This window comes from Pseudomonas sp. NPDC079367 (assembly GCF_044542195.1).
Taxonomy (GTDB): Bacteria; Pseudomonadota; Gammaproteobacteria; order Pseudomonadales; family Pseudomonadaceae; genus Aquipseudomonas.
Window position 1 is genome coordinate 60,829 of the sequence record NZ_JBITTW010000025.1, and the last position, 17,863, is coordinate 78,691.

General features: G+C 59.4%; 13 protein-coding genes and 1 pseudogene. All 14 read right to left on the reverse strand.

The genetic code is table 11. The features are described from left to right. Positions 1 to 41 precede the first annotated feature (41 nt). The 14 genes and pseudogenes from ftsB to bamA all read right to left on the reverse strand — a co-directional run bounded on the left by ftsB (position 42) and on the right by bamA (position 17,842). Positions 42 to 320, reverse strand: a complete 279-nt coding sequence (gene ftsB, locus ACIGDJ_RS18820) for a cell division protein FtsB (protein WP_007964293.1) — start codon at positions 318 to 320, stop codon at positions 42 to 44. Between the two features lie 169 nt (positions 321 to 489). Further along, entirely contained in the window at positions 490 to 1,779 is a 1,290-nt protein-coding gene (gene eno, locus ACIGDJ_RS18825) for a phosphopyruvate hydratase (RefSeq protein ID WP_397504587.1), read from the reverse strand. Positions 1,780 to 1,934: 155 nt separating this feature from the next. Continuing rightward, positions 1,935 to 2,780: a 3-deoxy-8-phosphooctulonate synthase gene (gene kdsA, locus ACIGDJ_RS18830; protein ID WP_007954807.1), complete on the reverse strand. Its 846-nt coding sequence runs from the start codon at positions 2,778 to 2,780 to the stop codon at positions 1,935 to 1,937. A gap of 4 nt (positions 2,781 to 2,784) precedes the next feature. Then, positions 2,785 to 4,416, reverse strand: a complete 1,632-nt coding sequence (locus ACIGDJ_RS18835; RefSeq protein ID WP_397504588.1) for a CTP synthase — start codon at positions 4,414 to 4,416, stop codon at positions 2,785 to 2,787. A gap of 274 nt (positions 4,417 to 4,690) precedes the next feature. After that, positions 4,691 to 6,019 carry a tRNA lysidine(34) synthetase TilS gene (tilS, locus tag ACIGDJ_RS18840; RefSeq protein ID WP_397480184.1) on the reverse strand — a complete coding sequence of 443 codons (1,329 nt, stop codon included), beginning with the start codon at positions 6,017 to 6,019 and terminating at the stop codon, positions 4,691 to 4,693. A gap of 130 nt (positions 6,020 to 6,149) precedes the next feature. Further along, a pseudogene (locus ACIGDJ_RS18845) lies at positions 6,150 to 7,096 on the reverse strand (acetyl-CoA carboxylase carboxyltransferase subunit alpha). A 139-nt stretch (positions 7,097 to 7,235) separates the two neighbouring features. Further along, a complete protein-coding gene (gene dnaE / locus ACIGDJ_RS18850) occupies positions 7,236 to 10,757 on the reverse strand; it encodes a DNA polymerase III subunit alpha (protein ID WP_312995626.1) in 3,522 nt (1,173 codons plus the stop codon). A 76-nt stretch (positions 10,758 to 10,833) separates the two neighbouring features. Next, positions 10,834 to 11,460 (reverse strand): ribonuclease HII, encoded by a 627-nt coding sequence (rnhB, locus tag ACIGDJ_RS18855; RefSeq protein ID WP_157830875.1) that lies wholly within the window; start codon positions 11,458 to 11,460, stop codon positions 10,834 to 10,836. 11 nt (positions 11,461 to 11,471) lie between these two features. Beyond that, positions 11,472 to 12,602, reverse strand: coding sequence for a lipid-A-disaccharide synthase (gene lpxB / locus ACIGDJ_RS18860; RefSeq protein WP_101157877.1), 1,131 nt, complete (start codon positions 12,600 to 12,602; stop codon positions 11,472 to 11,474). Positions 12,603 to 12,604: 2 nt separating this feature from the next. Continuing rightward, on the reverse strand, positions 12,605 to 13,381 hold the full coding sequence (gene lpxA / locus ACIGDJ_RS18865) for an acyl-ACP--UDP-N-acetylglucosamine O-acyltransferase (protein ID WP_016771468.1): 777 nt from the start codon (positions 13,379 to 13,381) through the stop codon (positions 12,605 to 12,607). Then, complete coding sequence (gene fabZ / locus ACIGDJ_RS18870; RefSeq protein WP_016771469.1) at positions 13,378 to 13,818, reverse strand: 3-hydroxyacyl-ACP dehydratase FabZ; 441 nt, start codon at positions 13,816 to 13,818, stop codon at positions 13,378 to 13,380. The genes lpxA and fabZ overlap by 4 nt, the downstream gene beginning before the upstream one ends. Before the next feature lie 106 nt (positions 13,819 to 13,924). After that, positions 13,925 to 14,980, reverse strand: a complete 1,056-nt coding sequence (gene lpxD / locus ACIGDJ_RS18875; protein ID WP_101157876.1) for a UDP-3-O-(3-hydroxymyristoyl)glucosamine N-acyltransferase — start codon at positions 14,978 to 14,980, stop codon at positions 13,925 to 13,927. Between the two features lie 3 nt (positions 14,981 to 14,983). After that, positions 14,984 to 15,487: an OmpH family outer membrane protein gene (locus ACIGDJ_RS18880; RefSeq protein ID WP_042557882.1), complete on the reverse strand. Its 504-nt coding sequence runs from the start codon at positions 15,485 to 15,487 to the stop codon at positions 14,984 to 14,986. Positions 15,488 to 15,532: 45 nt separating this feature from the next. Then, positions 15,533 to 17,842: an outer membrane protein assembly factor BamA gene (gene bamA, locus ACIGDJ_RS18885; protein ID WP_397504589.1), complete on the reverse strand. Its 2,310-nt coding sequence runs from the start codon at positions 17,840 to 17,842 to the stop codon at positions 15,533 to 15,535. Positions 17,843 to 17,863 lie beyond the last annotated feature (21 nt).

A 17,863-nucleotide genomic window follows, 5' to 3' on the forward strand; every position in this document is an offset into this window, starting at 1 on the left:
CGCGGCAGGAATCACGGCCCAGTAGGCCGGCAGGGAATCGATCATTGGGCCAACTGGTAAAGGGTTTCGCCGTCCTTGACCATGCCCAGTTCGTGACGAGCCCGCTCTTCAACGGTCTCCATGCCTTTTTTCAACTCGCTGACTTCAGCGTCCATCACCCGGTTGCGCTCCAGCAGGCCTTCGTTTTCGGCATGTTGATCGGCGATCTGCTGTTTCAGCTCGGCGACCTGCGCCAGACTGCCATTGCCCACCCACAGGCGGTACTGCAGACCGGCCAGCAGTAAGAGCAAAACAAGAAACAACCAGTAAGGACTGCGCATCGAATATCAGGTATCCAGTGAAAAAAGACAGCCACGCATAATGTTGCAGCATCTGATAGCACGAAGCCTGGAAAGGTCCAGGCTTGTGCTTAAGGCATCAGATTAGTGGCAAATCCATCGCTGTCACGACTTTTCCGACACAATCCGGTGTCCTTTGATCAGGTTGCGCTTAACCGCGAAACTCGGTGCGACCGTTGTACTTGGCCTTGCCGTTCAACTGCTCTTCGATACGCAGCAGTTGGTTGTACTTGGAAACACGGTCGGAGCGGCACAGCGAACCGGTCTTGATCTGGCCAGCCGAGGTGCCCACGGCCAGGTCGGCAATGGTCGAATCTTCGGTTTCGCCGGAGCGGTGCGAGATCACGGCGGTGTAGCCGGCAGCCTTGGCCATCTGAATGGCTTCCAGGGTTTCGGTCAGGGTGCCGATCTGGTTGAACTTGATCAGGATCGAGTTGGCGATCTTTTTATCGATGCCCTCTTTCAGGATCTTGGTGTTGGTCACGAACAGGTCGTCGCCTACCAGCTGAGTCTTCTCGCCGATCTTGTCGGTGAGGATTTTCCAGCCAGCCCAGTCGGACTCGTCCAGACCGTCTTCGATCGAGATGATCGGGTAACGCTCGGTCAGACCTTTGAGGTAGTCGGCGAAACCTTCAGCAGTGAACACCTGGCCTTCGCCGGACAGGTTGTACTTGCCGTCTTCGTAGAACTCGCTCGCGGCGCAGTCCAGCGCCAGCGTCACGTCGGTGCCCAGCTTGTAACCGGCGTTGGCCACGGCTTCGGAGATCACTTTCAGCGCGTCTTCGTTAGACGCCAGGTTCGGTGCGAAACCGCCTTCGTCGCCCACCGCAGTGCTCAGGCCACGGGCCTTCAGCACAGCTTTCAAGTGATGGAAAATCTCGGTGCCCATGCGCAGACCTTCCGAGAACGACTTGGCACCAACCGGCTGCACCATGAATTCCTGGATGTCGACGTTGTTATCGGCGTGCTCGCCACCGTTGATGATGTTCATCATCGGCACCGGCATCGAGTACACACCTGGGGTGCCGTTGAGGTTGGCGATGTGTGCGTACAGCGGCAGGTCCTGATCCTGCGCAGCCGCCTTGGCCGCAGCCAGGGATACCGCGAGAATGGCGTTGGCGCCCAGGGTTGCCTTGTTTTCGGTACCGTCGAGCTTGATCATCGCGTGGTCAAGGGCTTTCTGGTCGCTTGGGTCGGTGCCCAGCAGCAGATCGCGGATCGGACCATTGATGTTGGCTACCGCCTTGAGCACGCCCTTGCCCAGGTAACGGCTCTTGTCGCCATCACGCAGCTCGAGCGCTTCACGCGAGCCAGTGGATGCACCGGACGGCGCGCAGGCGCTGGGGTTGATGGCGTTGTGGAGTGGCTCGGCCGCTTCGTCGGTGGGTTTGCGTCGGGAGTCGAGAACTTCACGACCTTTGATGTCGACGATTTTTGCCATTGTTGTAAACACTCCAAAGTTGACGAAAACGACGCAGCTAGAGGAAATCTTTATCGTCGGCAAGCGAGGTACAGCGGGCAGACTTGCAGACGACAGCGCTCAAGCCCGAAGGCCTGAGCGACAAATCGTGCGGTACTTTACCGGAGAATCGAGCGTTACGCGGTTTCTACCGTCGGAAAACTCTTCACCAGTTCGTCCAGAGCTTTGAGCTGGGCCAGGAATGGCTCCAGTTTGTCCAGACGCAAGGCACAAGGGCCGTCGCATTTGGCGTTGTCCGGATCCGGGTGCGCTTCGAGGAACAGCCCCGCCAGCGACTGGCTCATGCCGGCCTTGGCCAGATCGGTAACCTGCGCGCGGCGACCGCCGGCGGAGTCGGAACGACCGCCGGGCATTTGCAGCGAGTGGGTCACGTCGAAGAACACCGGGTATTCGAACTGCTTCATGATGCCGAAGCCGAGCATATCGACCACGAGGTTGTTGTAGCCGAAGCTCGAACCGCGCTCGCAGAGGATCAACTGATCGTTACCGGCTTCCACGCACTTGTTCAGGATGTGTTTCATTTCCTGAGGCGCGAGGAACTGGGCTTTCTTGATGTTGATCACTGCGTTGGTCTTGGCCATCGCGACAACCAGATCGGTCTGGCGCGACAGGAAGGCCGGCAGCTGAATGATGTCGCAGACCTCAGCGACGACCGCAGCCTGATCCGGCTCGTGAACGTCGGTGATGATCGGCACGCCGAAGGCTTGCTTGATGTCCTGGAAGATGCGCATGCCCTCTTCCAGGCCAGGACCGCGATACGAAGTCACAGAAGAACGGTTGGCCTTGTCGAAGCTGGCTTTGAACACGTACGGTATACCGAGTTTTTCGGTGACCTTTACGTACTCCTCGCAAACCTGCATGGCCATGTCACGGCTTTCCAGCACGTTCATGCCGCCGAACAGGACCATGGGTTTGTCGTTGGCAATCTCGATGTCGCCGACGCGGATGATCTTCTGTGCCATCGGGTTACGCCTTCTTCTGGTGTTGAGCCAACGCGGCTTTGACAAAACCGCTGAACAGCGGGTGGCCGTCGCGTGGTGTCGAGGTGAACTCTGGGTGGAACTGGCAGGCGACGAACCATGGATGATCCGGCGCTTCGACCACTTCGACCAGCGCGGCATCGGCGGAACGACCGGAGATTTTCAGGCCGGCTTCAATGATCTGCGGCAGCAGGTTGTTGTTCACTTCGTAACGGTGACGGTGGCGCTCGACAATCACGTCCTTGCCGTAGCAGTCGTGAACTTTGGAGCCCGGCTCGAGCAGGCAATCCTGCGCGCCGAGACGCATGGTGCCGCCCAGATCGGACGCTTCGGTACGCACTTCGACAGCGCCGGTGGCGTCTTCCCACTCGGTGATCAGACCGACAACCGGATGGCCGCTGGCACGATCGAACTCGGTGGAGTTGGCATCTTTCCAGCCCAGTACGTTACGGGCGAATTCGATGACCGCCACTTGCATGCCCAGGCAGATACCGAGGTACGGAACCTTGTTCTCACGAGCGTACTGAACAGCAGTGATCTTACCTTCCACGCCACGCAGACCGAACCCGCCCGGCACCAGAATCGCGTCGACACCTTCGAGCAGCGCAGTGCCCTGGTTCTCGATGTCTTCGGAGTCGATGTAGCGCAGGTTGACCTTGGTGCGGTTGCTGATGCCGGCGTGACTCATCGCTTCGATCAGCGACTTGTAGGCGTCGAGCAGTTCCATGTACTTGCCGACCATGGCGATGGTCACTTCGTGTTCCGGGTTCAGCTTGGCATCGACCACCGCGTCCCACTCGGACAGGTCAGCGCTGCCGCACTGCAGACCGAAACGCTCAACGACGAAATCGTCCAGACCCTGCGAATGCAGGATGCCCGGGATCTTGTAGATGGTGTCGGCGTCTTCCAGGGCGATCACCGCACGTTCTTCAACGTTGGTGAACTGCGCGATCTTGCGACGCGAGGACACGTCGATCGGGTGATCGGAGCGGCACACTAGCACGTCTGGCTGCAGACCGATCGAGCGCAGTTCCTTGACGGAGTGCTGGGTCGGTTTGGTCTTGGTTTCGCCAGCGGTGGCGATGTACGGCACCAGCGTCAGGTGCATCAGCATCGCGCGCTTGGCGCCGACTTCGAAACGCAACTGGCGGATGGCTTCGAGGAATGGTTGCGACTCGATGTCACCGACAGTGCCACCGATCTCGACCATCGCCACGTCTGCGTCACCGGCACCCTTGATGATGCGGCGCTTGATTTCGTCGGTGATGTGCGGGATCACCTGGATGGTTGCACCCAGGTAGTCACCACGGCGCTCTTTGCGCAGCACGTGCTCGTAGACACGGCCAGTGGTGATGTTGTTGTTCTGGGTCATGGTCGTGCGGATGAACCGCTCGTAGTGACCCAGGTCCAGGTCGGTCTCGGCGCCATCGTGGGTGACGAACACTTCACCGTGCTGGAACGGACTCATGGTGCCTGGATCGACGTTGATGTACGGATCCAGCTTCAGCATGGTGACCTTAAGCCCCCGCGCCTCCAGGATAGCCGCCAATGAAGCCGAGGCAATGCCTTTCCCCAATGAAGAAACAACACCGCCCGTGACGAATATGTAGCGCGTCATGAAAAACCCTAGAAGTCTGCGTTAAAGCGGAACGAGCCGCCGGGGAAAGCGAAGGAAGGCCGAAGCCCCCGATCACCTGCATTAATCACAGTGCACCTTTCGAAAAAACCGCCGCGTTGTGACAGACCGGCAGATGAAACACCGGTACGTTGCTCGCTACACATTTTTTGGAATCGCCCAGCAAAGACTGCTTGGTAATCGGCAACTCCTGCAATTCAGGCGAATCCACAGAAGTTGTATCAAGAAGGGAGCGTAGTCTACCGGAATGCTCCTTTCAGCTCAAACCTTGATCTTCGTCTGTTGGCTGCCAGCGCAACGTCCAGCCTTCGTGCATCTGACCATCCAGACCCGGCAGGTTCGCCACGGCGAGCAGTTCATCGCCGCGAAACAGCAGCGGCAATCTGCCACGGACGAACCCCGGCACAGCGCGTTCGTTGAGCAGACGCTTGAGATCACGGCGGCCACGCTCGGCCAGTTGCATCACCTCACCGCCCTGCCGATAAGCAATGCGCAACGGCCCGGATGGCGCCGCCCCGTCGAACCGCACACGGCCGTTATCGGCCAAGCGTAGCGCCATCGACGGGGTCTGCCAGTCAGTGCCGATGATTGGCGCGCGCAGCCATTCGCCACTCAGCCACCATACCCGACCCGCGCTGCGGTGCAGTTCGCCATCAGCCAGATGCCATATGGGCGAAGCATCGGTAGCGGCGTCGCACAGGTCGGTCCAGCCCGACCAATGGTCAGCGTCCGGCAAACGAGTCAAAGGCTGGAGCCAATGGCTGAGGGCGTTGCGCTGACGAGCCGGAGATAGCGCGGCCAGCGGCGCCAAATCCAGCGAGAATAAACCCAACCATTGGAAATCATGCGCCGTGCGGGCCTGCGCCAGATCCATTTGCGCCAGCTCATCGAGCAAGCCTTGCGCCTCACGCAGATGCGCAACCGTGCGCGCCATGCTCGCTTGCGCTTGTGGCCAGCGCTCGGTCAGCACCGGCATGACTTGGTGGCGCAGATAGTTGCGCGAAAACTGGCGATCCTGGTTCGACGGGTCATCGACCCAGCGCAACTGATGCGCCTGCGCATAACGTTCCAGCTCAACGCGGCTGATATCCAGCAACGGTCGAACCAGTGTGCCCTGCCCCACGTGGCGCTGCTGCGGCATCCCGCCAAGTCCGCGCACACCCGCGCCGCGCAACAGCCGAAACAGCAGCGTTTCCGCTTGGTCGTCGCGGTGCTGACCGGTCAGCAACACGTCACAGGCTTGCGTCAGCGAACTGAAGACGGCATAACGTGCATCCCGCGCCGCCCGCTCCAGGCTCGCCCCCTCCTTCACGCTTACCCGCTCCACTTGCAAAGGAATATCCAGCGCATCGCAGACCGCCTGGCAATGTTGCGGCCACGCATCGCCCGCAGCCTGAAGGCCGTGATGGATGTGGATGGCGCTTAGCGCAGGGAGGGATTCGGTTTTCGCCAAGGTGGCGAGCAGATGCAGCAGGACGGTGGAGTCGAGACCGCCGGAGAAGGCGATGCGCCAGTGAGCGGCATTGCGCCAGGGCTCAAGGTTCAGCAGAAGCCGTGAAGGCAAATCCATCGAACGCTGACTCATATCCGCCTCTATGCCCCAATCAAATGTGGGAGCGGGCTTGCTCGCGAAGGCGTCTCAACATTCAACACATTCGTCGACTGTGATACCGCTTTCGCGAGCAAGCCCGCTCCCACATGGGTATTGCGTTCGATCAGAGACCGTAGCTCATCAGGCGATCATAACGGCGCTTGAGCAGCGCTTCGTTATCGAACTGCTTGAGCATCGCCAGTTGCGAGCTCAGCTCGGCGCGGATCGACGCAGCGGCAGCAGCCGGATCACGGTGCGCGCCGCCCAGTGGCTCGCTGATCACCTTGTCGACGATGCCCAGGCCTTTCAGACGCTCGGCGGTAATGCCCATCGCCTCAGCGGCGTCCGGTGCTTTCTCGGCGGTTTTCCACAGGATCGATGCGCAACCTTCCGGCGAGATCACCGCGTAGGTCGAGTACTGCAGCATGTTCAACTGATCGCAAACGCCGATGGCCAGTGCCCCGCCGGAACCACCTTCACCGATAACGGTGGCGATGATCGGGGTTTTCAGGCGCGACATCACGCGCAGGTTCCAGGCAATCGCTTCGCTCTGGTTGCGCTCTTCAGCGTCAATGCCAGGGTAGGCACCCGGGGTGTCGATGAAAGTCAGGATCGGCATTTTGAAGCGCTCGGCCATTTCCATCAGACGGCAGGCCTTGCGGTAGCCTTCCGGACGCGGCATGCCGAAGTTGCGGCGAACTTTTTCGCGCACTTCACGGCCCTTCTGGTGGCCGATGATCATCACCGGCTGATCTTCCAGACGGGCGATACCGCCAACAATCGCGGCGTCGTCGGAGAAATGACGGTCGCCGTGCAGTTCGTCGAACTCGGTGAAGATGTGCTCGATGTAATCGAGGGTGTAAGGACGTTTCGGGTGACGCGCCAGACGTGCGATCTGCCAACTGGTCAGCTTGCCGAAGATGTCTTCGGTCAGCGTCTTGCTCTTGTCTGCAGGCGGGAGATCTCATCGCCGATATTCAGCGAATTGTCATTACCGACCAAGCGCAACTCTTCGATCTTGGCTTGCAGGTCGGCGATCGGCTGTTCGAAATCTAGAAAATTCGGGTTCATAGGCGTCCGTCTTGGGTCGTGTCCCAAATGAGCTTGGGCCGGCCGGTTGTCTATTCGCGCCCTACCTTAAGGGAGAGGCGCGCTAAGGTCGAGATTAAAAATTCAGGTTGCGGGCAAGCGCAATGATGGCGCCTGCCGGTCAACGGTATTGGAGGAAGACGTTGTCTCGCCCGAACTGGTCACGCAGGGCTTGAATCAACGCATCCGCCGGGTCGATCCGCCAGGTCTCGCCGAACTGCAGCAAGGTCTTCGCATCCGGGCTGGTGTATTCCATGGTCACCGGGCACGCGCCGCGATGACGCTTGAGCAATTCGCCCAACCAGCGTAGCTGATCGCCTTTGAGATCCTGGGTGTGCAGCTTCAGGCGCAGACTCTCGGCCAGATTGGTCCGTGCATCTTCCATGCTCATCACACGCTTGACCCGCAGGCGCAGGCCGCCGGAGAAGTCGTCGTTGCTGACCTCGCCTTCGATCACCACCATCGCGTCGGTCTGCAGCAGCGACTGCGCCGAATGGAACGCATCGGCAAACAGCGACGCCTCGATCCGCCCGGAGCGGTCGTCGAGGGTGATGAAGCCCATCTTGTCGCCCTTTTTGTTCTTCATCACCCGCAAGGCAATGATCATCCCCGCCACAGTCTGCGTATCGCGGGCCGGTTTCAGGTCGATGATGCGCTGACGGGCGAAACGGCGGATCTCGCCTTCGTATTCGTCGATCGGGTGACCGGTCAGGTACAGGCCCAGGGTGTCTTTTTCACCCTTGAGACGCTCCTTGAGGGTCAGTTCCTTGGCCTTGCGATGGGACGCGTAAACGTCGGCATCTTCCTCAACGAACAAGCCGCCAAACAGGTCGGCGTGCCCGGAGTCGTGGGTGCGCGCGGTCTGCTCGGCCGCCTTGATCGCCTCCTCCATCGCCGCCAGCAGCACGGCGCGGTTGCGGTCGATGTTGGCCTGATACGCCTTTTGTTCATCGTGGAAATACGGGCCGAGGCGATCCAGCGCGCCGCTGCGGATCAGACCGTCGAGGGTGCGCTTGTTGATGCGTTTGAGATCGACCCGCGCGCAGAAATCGAACAGATCCTTGAACGGACCGGCCTGACGCGCTTCGGTGATTGCTTCCACCGGACCTTCACCGACACCCTTGATCGCGCCGAGGCCATAAACAATGCGGCCATCGTCGTTCACCGTGAACTTGAACTCCGAAGTGTTCACGTCCGGCGCGTCGAGGCGCAGCTTCATCGTCCGCACTTCCTCGATCAAGGTCACGACCTTGTCGGTGTTGTGCATATCCGCCGAAAGTACCGCGGCCATGAACGGCGCCGGGTAGTGGGCTTTCAGCCAGGCGGTCTGGTATGACACCAGGCCGTAGGCGGCGGAGTGGGATTTGTTGAAGCCGTAACCGGCGAATTTTTCCACCAGGTCGAAAATGTTACCGGCAAGGTCGGCATCGATGCCGTTGGTCGCGCAACCTTCAATGAAACCGCCGCGCTGCTTGGCCATTTCCTCGGGCTTTTTCTTACCCATCGCCCGACGCAGCATGTCCGCACCACCGAGGGTGTAACCGGCCATGACCTGAGCGATCTGCATCACCTGTTCCTGATACAGGATGATGCCGTAAGTCGGCGCCAAGACTGGCTTGAGGCCGTCGTACTGGTAGTCCGAGTGCGGATAGGCCAGCTCGGCGCGCCCGTGCTTACGGTTGATGAAGTCGTCCACCATGCCCGATTGCAGCGGGCCCGGACGGAACAGCGCTACCAGAGCGATCAAGTCTTCCAGACAGTCGGGCTTGAGCTTTTTGATCAGCTCTTTCATGCCCCGCGATTCAAGCTGGAACACCGCCGTGGTTTCGGCTTTTTGCAGCAACTGGTAAGTCGGTTTGTCGTCCAGCGGAATAAACGCGATGTCCAGCGGCGGTTCGTTGACCTTGGCACGGTCGCGGTTGATGGTTTTCAACGCCCAGTCGATGATCGTCAGGGTTCGCAGGCCGAGGAAGTCGAACTTGACCAGACCGGCCGCTTCAACGTCATCCTTGTCGAACTGGGTCACCAGACCGTCACCGGCCTCGTCGCAATAGATTGGCGAGAAGTCGGTCAGTTTGGTCGGTGCGATCACCACGCCACCGGCGTGCTTGCCGACGTTACGCACCACGCCTTCGAGCTTGCGCGCCATCTCCCAGATTTCCGCGGCCTCTTCATCGACCTTGATGAAGTCACGCAGGATCTCTTCCTGCTCGTAGGCTTTTTCGAGGGTCATGCCCACTTCGAACGGAATCATCTTCGACAGACGATCCGCCAGCCCGTAGGACTTGCCCTGCACCCGCGCCACGTCGCGCACCACAGCCTTGGCGGCCATGGAACCGAAGGTGATGATCTGGCTCACCGCGTTGCGGCCGTATTTCTCGGCCACGTAGTCGATCACGCGGTCGCGACCGTCCATGCAGAAGTCGACGTCGAAGTCGGGCATGGAAACCCGCTCCGGGTTGAGGAAACGTTCGAACAGCAGGTCATATTCCAGCGGGTCGAGGTCGGTGATCTTCTGTACGTAGGCCACCAGCGAACCGGCACCCGACCCCCGGCCCGGACCTACCGGTACACCGTTGTTCTTGGCCCACTGGATAAAGTCCATCACGATCAGGAAGTAACCGGGGAAGCCCATCTGGATGATGATATCCAGCTCGAAATTCAAGCGGTCGACATAGACCTGACGCTTGGCTTCGTAGTCTTCGGTAGTGTCTTTGGGCAGCAGCACTGCCAAGCGTTCTTCAAGACCTTCGAAGGACACCTTGCGGAAATATTCGTCGATGGTCATCCCATCGGGGATCGGGAAGTTGGGCAGGAAGTGCGTGCCCAGCTTCACTTCGATGTTGCAGCGCTTGGCAATCTCGACGGTGTTTTCGATCGCGTCGGGGATATCGCTGAACAGCTCGAGCATTTCCTCGGCGCTTTTGAGGTATTGCTGATCGCTGTAATTCTTCGAACGGCGCGGATCGTCAAGGGCGCGGCCTTCACCGATGCATACGCGGGTTTCGTGGGCAGCAAAGTCTTCCTGCTTGATGAAGCGCACATCGTTGGTCGCCACCAGCGGCGCACCCAGCTTGTCGGCCAAGGCCACGGCGCCGTGCAGTTGCTCTTCATCGTTAGGGCGATTGGTACGCTGGATTTCCAGATAGAAGCGATCCGGGAACACGGCCATCCACTCGCGAGTCAGCGCTTCGGCTTCCGCCGGGTTGCCGCCGATCATGGCCATGCCGATCTCGCCTTCTTTGGCGGCGGACAGCATGATCAGGCCATCGCTGGCCTCGGCCACCCACTCGCGCTCGACGATGACCATGCCGTTGCGCTGGCCTTCGATGAACCCGCGCGAGATCAGTTCGGTGAGATTGCGATAACCCTGAGCGTTCATCACCAGCAGGCTGAGGCGGCTCAGCGGTGCATCCGGGTCTTTGTTCGCCAGCCACAGGTCGGCGCCGCAGATCGGCTTGATGCCGGCGCCCATGGCGTTTTTATAGAACTTGACCAGGGAACACATGTTGTTCTGGTCGGTGACCGCGACCGCCGGCATGTTCATGGCGGTCAGCGCCTTGACCAGCGGCTTGATTCGCACCAGCCCGTCGACCAGGGAGTATTCAGTGTGCAGGCGTAGATGAACGAATGAAGCCGGCATGGTGATCCTGTCCAGTTACATAAAGACAACGAGGCCCGGATTGTACCGGGCCTGAATTAAAACATCAGCCTTGCGCCTAAACCTGCGTCAGGCTTTCCCGCGCCTCGTAAGCCAGGCGCACCGGGGCGAAAGAGCGACGGTGAATCGGCGTCGGGCCGAGCCGCGCCAGTGCTTCCAGATGAACGGGTGTCGGGTAGCCTTTATGGCCGCCAATGCCGTAGCCCGGGTAGATCAATTCGAACGCCGCCATCTCGCGATCACGACTGACCTTGGCCAGAATCGACGCCGCTGCGATCGCCGGCACCTTGCCGTCACCTTGAATCACCGCTTCAGCGCGCATTGGCAAATGCGGGCAGCGGTTGCCGTCAATCATCGCCAGTTTCGGCTGAACGTGCAGGCCGGCGACCGCACGCTGCATGGCCAGCATGGTCGCGTGCAGAATGTTCAAATCATCGATTTCTTCGACTTCGGCGCGGGCGATGCACCAGCTCAGGGCCTTTTCGCAGATCTCTTCGTAGAGCTTTTCGCGCTTGGCTTCGGTGAGTTTCTTCGAATCGTCGAGGCCAAGAATCGGCCGATTCGGATCAAGAATCACTGCCGCCGTCACCACCGCGCCGCACAACGGGCCACGCCCCACTTCATCGACACCGGCGACCAGCTCGTCGACTTCGGCGACCAGGGTGAAATCCAGGCCCATCTGCATGCTTGTCTTGCTCATTGTGGTTTGCCGATCAGGTCAAGGACGGCTTGCGCCGCCTGATTGGAAGCATCGCGCCGCAACGTGCGGTGGATCTCGTCGAAGCCGCGGGTCTGTTCCTCGCCGTCATCGATCAAGGGCGACAGCGTCTGTGCCAACGCCTCGACAGTCGCATCATCCTGCAACAACTCCGGCACCAGCAAGCGCTGGGCGAGCAAGTTGGGCAGCGACACGTACGGGCTTTTGACCATGCGCTTGAGAATCCAGAACGTCAGCGGCGCCAGCCGATACGCCACCACCATCGGCCGTTTGTACAGCAGCGCTTCAAGGGTAGCAGTGCCCGATGCGATCAACACGGCGTTGCACGCGGCAAGGGCCAGATGCGATTTACCATCGAGCAACGTCACCGGCAAATCGCGGCCGGCGAGCAACGCTTCAAGTTGCACGCGGCGCTCCGGATTGGCACAAGGAATGACAAAGCGCACGCCCGCTCGCATGTCGCGCAGACGTTCGGCGGTATCCAGAAACAGCGCGCCGAGGCGACTGACTTCACCGCCACGGCTGCCCGGCATCAGCGCGACCAGCGGACCGTCGGGCAAGCCCAGCTCGGCACGTGCAGCGGCGCGATCAGCCTCAAGCGGAATGGTATCGGCCAAGGTGTGACCGACGAAGCGCACCGGCACCCCTTTCTCTTCGTAGAACTTCGCTTCGAACGGCAACAGGGTGAGCATCAGATCGCAGCCTTCGCGGATCTTCAGCACCCGTTTCTGCCGCCATGCCCACACCGACGGGCTGACGTAATGCACGGTTTTGATCCCGGCCTGACGCAGCTTGAGTTCGATATTGAGATTGAAATCCGGAGCGTCGATGCCGATGAACACGTCTGGCTTCGCGGCGATCAGCGTGGCGATCAGTTCTTTGCGGCGCTTGAGCAATTCACGCAGCCGACCCAGAACTTCCACCAACCCCATGACCGACAAGCGTTCCATGGGAAAGTACGAAGTCAGGCCTTCGGCCTGCATCAGCGGACCGCCGACACCGATGAATTCGACTGCCGGGTGCTGAGCCTTTAGCGCGCGCATGAGGCCGGCGCCGAGGATGTCACCGGAAGCCTCACCCGCCACCAGCGCAATACGCAGACTGGCCATGATCAGCGGGTGATGCCGCGAGTCGATGCCTGGATCGAATCGCGGAACACGGCGACTTCAGGGAACTGCGCAGATGGCTCGGCCAGCTCGGCCAGTGCCTGCTCGACCGTCAGGCCCTGGCGATAAACCGTCTTGTAGGCACGACGCAGGGCGTGGATTGCATCTTCGCTGAAACCGCGGCGGCGCATGCCTTCGAAGTTCATGCTGCGCGCTTCGGCCGGGTTACCGAATACGGTGACGAACGCCGGAACGTCCTTGCCGATCGCCGTGCCCATGCCGGAAAAACTGTGCGCGCCAATGTGGCAGTACTGATGAACGAGAGTGAAGCCGGAGAGAATCGCCCAGTCGTCCACGTGTACATGCCCGGCCAGCGCAGTGTTGTTGACCAGAATGCAGTGATTGCCGATGACGCTGTCGTGACCGATGTGGGCATAGGCCATGATCAGGTTGTGATCACCCAGAGTGGTTTCCGAACGGTCCTGAACGGTGCCACGATGAATGGTCACGCCTTCGCGGATAACGTTGTGGTCACCGATTACCAGGCGGGTTTCCTCGCCTTTGTATTTCAGATCCGGGGTGTCTTCGCCTACCGAGGAAAACTGGTAGATACGATTGTGTTTACCAATGCGGGTCGGCCCCTTGAGGATCACATGCGGCCCGATCACGGTACCCTCGCCGATTTCCACACCTGCGCCGATGATCGACCACGGGCCGACCTCGACGCCGTCAGCCAGAACGGCGGACGGATCGATGATTGCGCGAGGGTCAATCAAACTCATACTTTCTGTTCCGCACAGATGATTTCTGCCGAGCAGACCGGCTTGCCATCAACCGAAGCCTGGCACTCGAACTTCCAGATCTTGCGCTTGCAACTGATGAAGGTCGCTTCAAGGATCAACTGGTCGCCCGGCTTGACTGGCTGGCGGAAGCGCAGCTTGTCGGAGCCGACGAAGTAATACAGGGTGCCGTCGGCCGGTTTGACGTCGAGCATCTTGAAACCAAGTATCCCGGCAGCCTGAGCCATCGCTTCGATGATCAGCACGCCTGGCATGATTGGATGCGCAGGGAAGTGACCATTGAAAAACGGTTCATTGATGCTGACATTCTTGTAGGCGCGAATTCGCTTGCCTTCAGTGTCCAGTTCCACCACCCGGTCCACCAGCAGGAACGGGTAACGGTGAGGCAGGTATTCGCGAATCTCGTTGATGTCCATCATTTCAGGGGGAAGCCTATGTAAAGATTGGGAGCGCGACTGACGCGCACTCCTCTAGCAAATCAAGGAGGCAGTCCAGAGGCTGTGCACACTTGATATGGAAATGGTATCAGCCATCAGATGAAGCATTGCCGTCAGGGGTCACTTCCCCAGCGCGCTTTTCCAGCTGTTTCAACCGTCGCGCGATGTCATCGAGCTGACGGATACGGGCCGCGCTTTTGCGCCATTCGGCCGCCGGTTGCATGGCTGTGCCGGAAGAATAGGCGCCTGGCTCGGTAATCGAGTGGGTCACCATGGTCATCCCGGTCAGGAAAACGTTGTCGCAAATATCGATGTGGCCGACCAGGCCGACACCACCGGCGAGCATGCAGTGCTTGCCGATTTTGGTGCTGCCCGAAATGCCGACACACGCGGCCATGGCAGTGTGATCACCGACCTGGACGTTGTGTGCGATCTGAATCTGGTTGTCGAGCTTCACGCCATTGCCAATCACGGTATCGGCCAGAGCGCCACGGTCGATGGCCGTATTCACGCCGATCTCGACATCGTCGCCGATGGTCACGCCACCGATCTGGGCGATTTTCTGCCAGACGCCTTTTTCGTTGGCGAAGCCGAAGCCCTCACCGCCAATCACCGCACCGGACTGAATGACCACACGCTTGCCGATACGCACATCGTGATACAGCGTGACGCGCGGAGCCAGCCAGCCTGCTTCACCGATCTCGCTGCGAGCGCCGACCACGCAATGCGCGCCCAGCGTTACCCGTGCAGCGATGCGTGCACCGGCTTCGATGACCACGAACGGGCCGATGCTGGCACTCGAGTCAACTACCGCATCCGGCGCGATCACCGCTGTCGGGTGAATACCCGCGGCAGCTTTTGGCTTTGGATCGAACAGGTGCGAAATGCGCGCATAGGCCAGGTAAGGATCCGGCACCACCAAAGCATTACCGGCAAAGCCCTCGGCATCGGCTTCCTTGAGCAGCAGCGCAGCTGCCTGCGAACCGGCCAGGTATTTACGGTATTGGGGATTTGCCAGAAAGCTCAACTGAGCTGGGCCAGCCTCTTGCAAAGTGGCTAGCCCAGTAATTTGCGTCTCGGGGTCGCCACGCAGGGTGGCGCCGAGGTGCTCGGCCAACTGGCCGAGCCTGATAGTCACAGTCATGGGTTACTTCAGCTGATTCATGCGCTCGATAACCTGGCGCGTGATGTCGTACTGAGGTTTGACATCGATAACTGCACCACGCTCGAACACCAGGTCAAAACCACCTTTCTTGATGACTTCTTCCACTGCGCCGTCCAGCTTTGGCTTCAGTTGCTTGAGCATTTCGCGGTCGGCAACAGCTTTGGCTTCGTTCAGTTCCTTGGACTGGAACTGGAAGTCGCGGGCCTTTTGCTTGAATTCCAGCTCCAGACGCTCGCGCTCGCCCTGCTGCATCTTGTCACCACCGGCCATCAGACGGTCCTGAATGCCTTTGGCGCTGCTTTCCAGGGTTTTCAGTTTGGTCAGTTGCGGACCGAACTTCTTCTCTGCATCCACCGCGTACTTCTTCGCCGCGTCGGATTCCAGCAGTGCCATCTGATAGTTCAGCACGGCAATTTTCATGTCGGCGAACGCCGGGCCTGCCACCAGTACGGAGGCCAGGAGAACCAATTGAGTCAACTTACGCACGATGCACTCCTACAAAATCCATTGTCGTTATCTTGGGTCAGACGCTTAGAACGTCTGGCCGAGGGAGAATTGGAACACTTGAGTTTCAGCGTCATCCGGTTTCTTGATCGGCATCGCCAGGGCGAAGCTCAACGGCCCCAGTGCAGTGACCCAGGTCACGCCGACACCGACGGAACTGGCCATGTTGCTCAGGCTGATGTCGTTGCATTGAGTGCTGGAAGTCGACCCTGCGGCTGCGTTGGTCGTCTTGTCGCACTTGGAATCGAACACGTTACCTACGTCCCAGAATACGGACGTGCGCAGCGAGCGCTGGTCTTTCACGAAAGGCAGCGGGAACAGCAGCTCAACACCACCTTGAATCAACACGTTACCGCCGAATGGCAGCGGATCCTGATCCGGGTCGGCAAGCGTACCCGAGTTACCCGTTACAGCTGCACCGCGGCTCGGCGTACTGCGCGGGCCAAGGGTGCTGTCCTTGAAGCCACGAACCGAGTTGAAACCACCGGCATAGTAGTTTTCATAGAACGGCAAGCCATCGGTCGAACCGTAGCCGTCGCCATAACCGAGTTCGGAGTGCAGGCGCAGGGTGTAGTTTTCAGTGATCGGCTGGAACAACTGACCACGGTAATCAAGTTTGAAGAACGACAGGTCGCTACCAGGAAGCGTGGTTTCCAGGGTCAGGCTCTGGGAACGACCACGTGTCGGCAGGACGCCTTTGTTCAGGGTCGACTCGGACCAGCCGGCCGAGGCCTTGAAGTTCAGGTAGTTGTCGCCTTCTTTCTCAACGAAGTCGAAAATCTCGTCAACGGTATAGCGACCGGTGTTGATCTTGTCCTGCTGGGCAGACAGACCGAACGTCAGACGCGAAGTCTCACTGATCGGGTAACCGACGTTGACGCCCGCACCAAGACTGTCTACCGCGTAGCTGGAAATGTCGGCATCGAGTTCATCATAGTCGGTGGTGCGATAGAACGCGTTGTAACCCAGGCTTACGCCATCGGCGGTCCAGTACGGGTCAACGTAGCCAAAGTTGTAGCGGCTCTGGTATTCGCTGCGTGTCAGGCCGATGCTGACGCGGTTACCGCTACCGAGGAAGTTGTTCTGGGTGATCGAACCACCGAGGATGAGACCGGCGCTCTGCGCAAAACCAACGCTGGCGGTGATCGAACCGGACGCCTGTTCCTCAACGGCATAGTTCACGTCGACCTGGTCATCGACACCCGGCACAGCCGGCGTCTCAACGTTGACTTCCTTGAAGAAGCCCAGACGCTCCAGACGGGTCTTGGACTGGTCGATCAGGTACGTCGAAGCCCAGCCGCCTTCCATCTGACGCATTTCACGACGCAGCACTTCGTCCTCGGACTTGGTGTTGCCACGGAAATTGATGCGGTTGACGTAGGCACGCTTGCCCGGATCGACAGCGAAAAGAATGTCTACCGTGTGGTCGTCGTCATGCGGCTGTGGTACGCCGTTGACGTTGGCGAAGGTGTAACCTTCATTACCCAGACGACGAGTGATCAGCTCGGATGTGGTGGTCATCAGCTTGCGCGAAAACACCTGGCCTTTCTGCACCAGCAACAGCGACTTGATCTGGTCTTCAGGAACTTTCAGGTCACCGCTGAGCTTGACGTCACGAACGGTGTACTTCTCGCCTTCGGTCACGTTGACGGTGATGTAGACGTGCTTCTTGTCCGGGGTAATCGATACCTGGGTCGAGGCGATGTCCATGTTGATGTAGCCGCGGTCCAGGTAGTAGGAGCGCAGACGCTCCAGGTCACCGGAGAGTTTTTCGCGAGCATATTTGTCATCGTTCTTGAAGAACGACAGCCAGTTGGTGGTTTTCAACTCGAACAGGTCGGTCAGGTCTTCCTCGGGGAACACCGTGTTACCGACCACGTTGATGTGCTGAATGGCGGCAACGGTGCCCTCGTTGATTTTCACCTTCAGACCCACACGGTTACGCGGCTGCGAGACCACTTCGGTATCGACGGTAGCCGAATAGCGGCCTTGGGCGACGTACTGACGTTGCAGTTCGTTGCGCACACCTTCGAGAGTGGCACGCTGGAAAATCTCGCCTTCGGACAATCCGGATTGCTTGAGGCCTTTCATCAGGTCTTCAGTGGAAATCGCCTTGTTGCCTTCGATCTCGATACTGGCAACGGATGGGCGTTCAACCACGGTGATCACCAGGACATTGCCTTCGCGGCCCAGCTGGATATCCTGAAAGAAACCGGTTTTGAACAACGCACGAGTGGATTCCACCAGGCGACGATCATCCGCCTGCTCGCCGACGTTCAACGGCAAGGCACCAAAGACACTACCCGCGGAGACCCGCTTGAGGCATTTTAGTCTAATTTTATAGTTTGTGTTTTAATT

Excerpts from the sequence above, each read along its gene's own strand:
- ftsB (WP_007964293.1), bottom strand. The coding sequence starts at position 320 with ATGCGCAGTCCTTACTGGTTGTTTCTTGTTTTGCTCTTACTGCTGGCC.
- eno (WP_397504587.1), bottom strand. The coding sequence starts at position 1,779 with ATGGCAAAAATCGTCGACATCAAAGGTCGTGAAGTTCTCGACTCCCGA.
- kdsA (WP_007954807.1), bottom strand. The coding sequence starts at position 2,780 with ATGGCACAGAAGATCATCCGCGTCGGCGACATCGAGATTGCCAACGAC.
- ACIGDJ_RS18835 (WP_397504588.1), bottom strand. The coding sequence starts at position 4,416 with ATGACGCGCTACATATTCGTCACGGGCGGTGTTGTTTCTTCATTGGGG.
- tilS (WP_397480184.1), bottom strand. The coding sequence starts at position 6,019 with ATGAGTCAGCGTTCGATGGATTTGCCTTCACGGCTTCTGCTGAACCTT.
- dnaE (WP_312995626.1), bottom strand. The coding sequence starts at position 10,757 with ATGCCGGCTTCATTCGTTCATCTACGCCTGCACACTGAATACTCCCTG.
- rnhB (WP_157830875.1), bottom strand. The coding sequence starts at position 11,460 with ATGCAGATGGGCCTGGATTTCACCCTGGTCGCCGAAGTCGACGAGCTG.
- lpxB (WP_101157877.1), bottom strand. The coding sequence starts at position 12,602 with ATGGCCAGTCTGCGTATTGCGCTGGTGGCGGGTGAGGCTTCCGGTGAC.
- lpxA (WP_016771468.1), bottom strand. The coding sequence starts at position 13,381 with ATGAGTTTGATTGACCCTCGCGCAATCATCGATCCGTCCGCCGTTCTG.
- fabZ (WP_016771469.1), bottom strand. The coding sequence starts at position 13,818 with ATGATGGACATCAACGAGATTCGCGAATACCTGCCTCACCGTTACCCG.
- lpxD (WP_101157876.1), bottom strand. The coding sequence starts at position 14,980 with ATGACTGTGACTATCAGGCTCGGCCAGTTGGCCGAGCACCTCGGCGCC.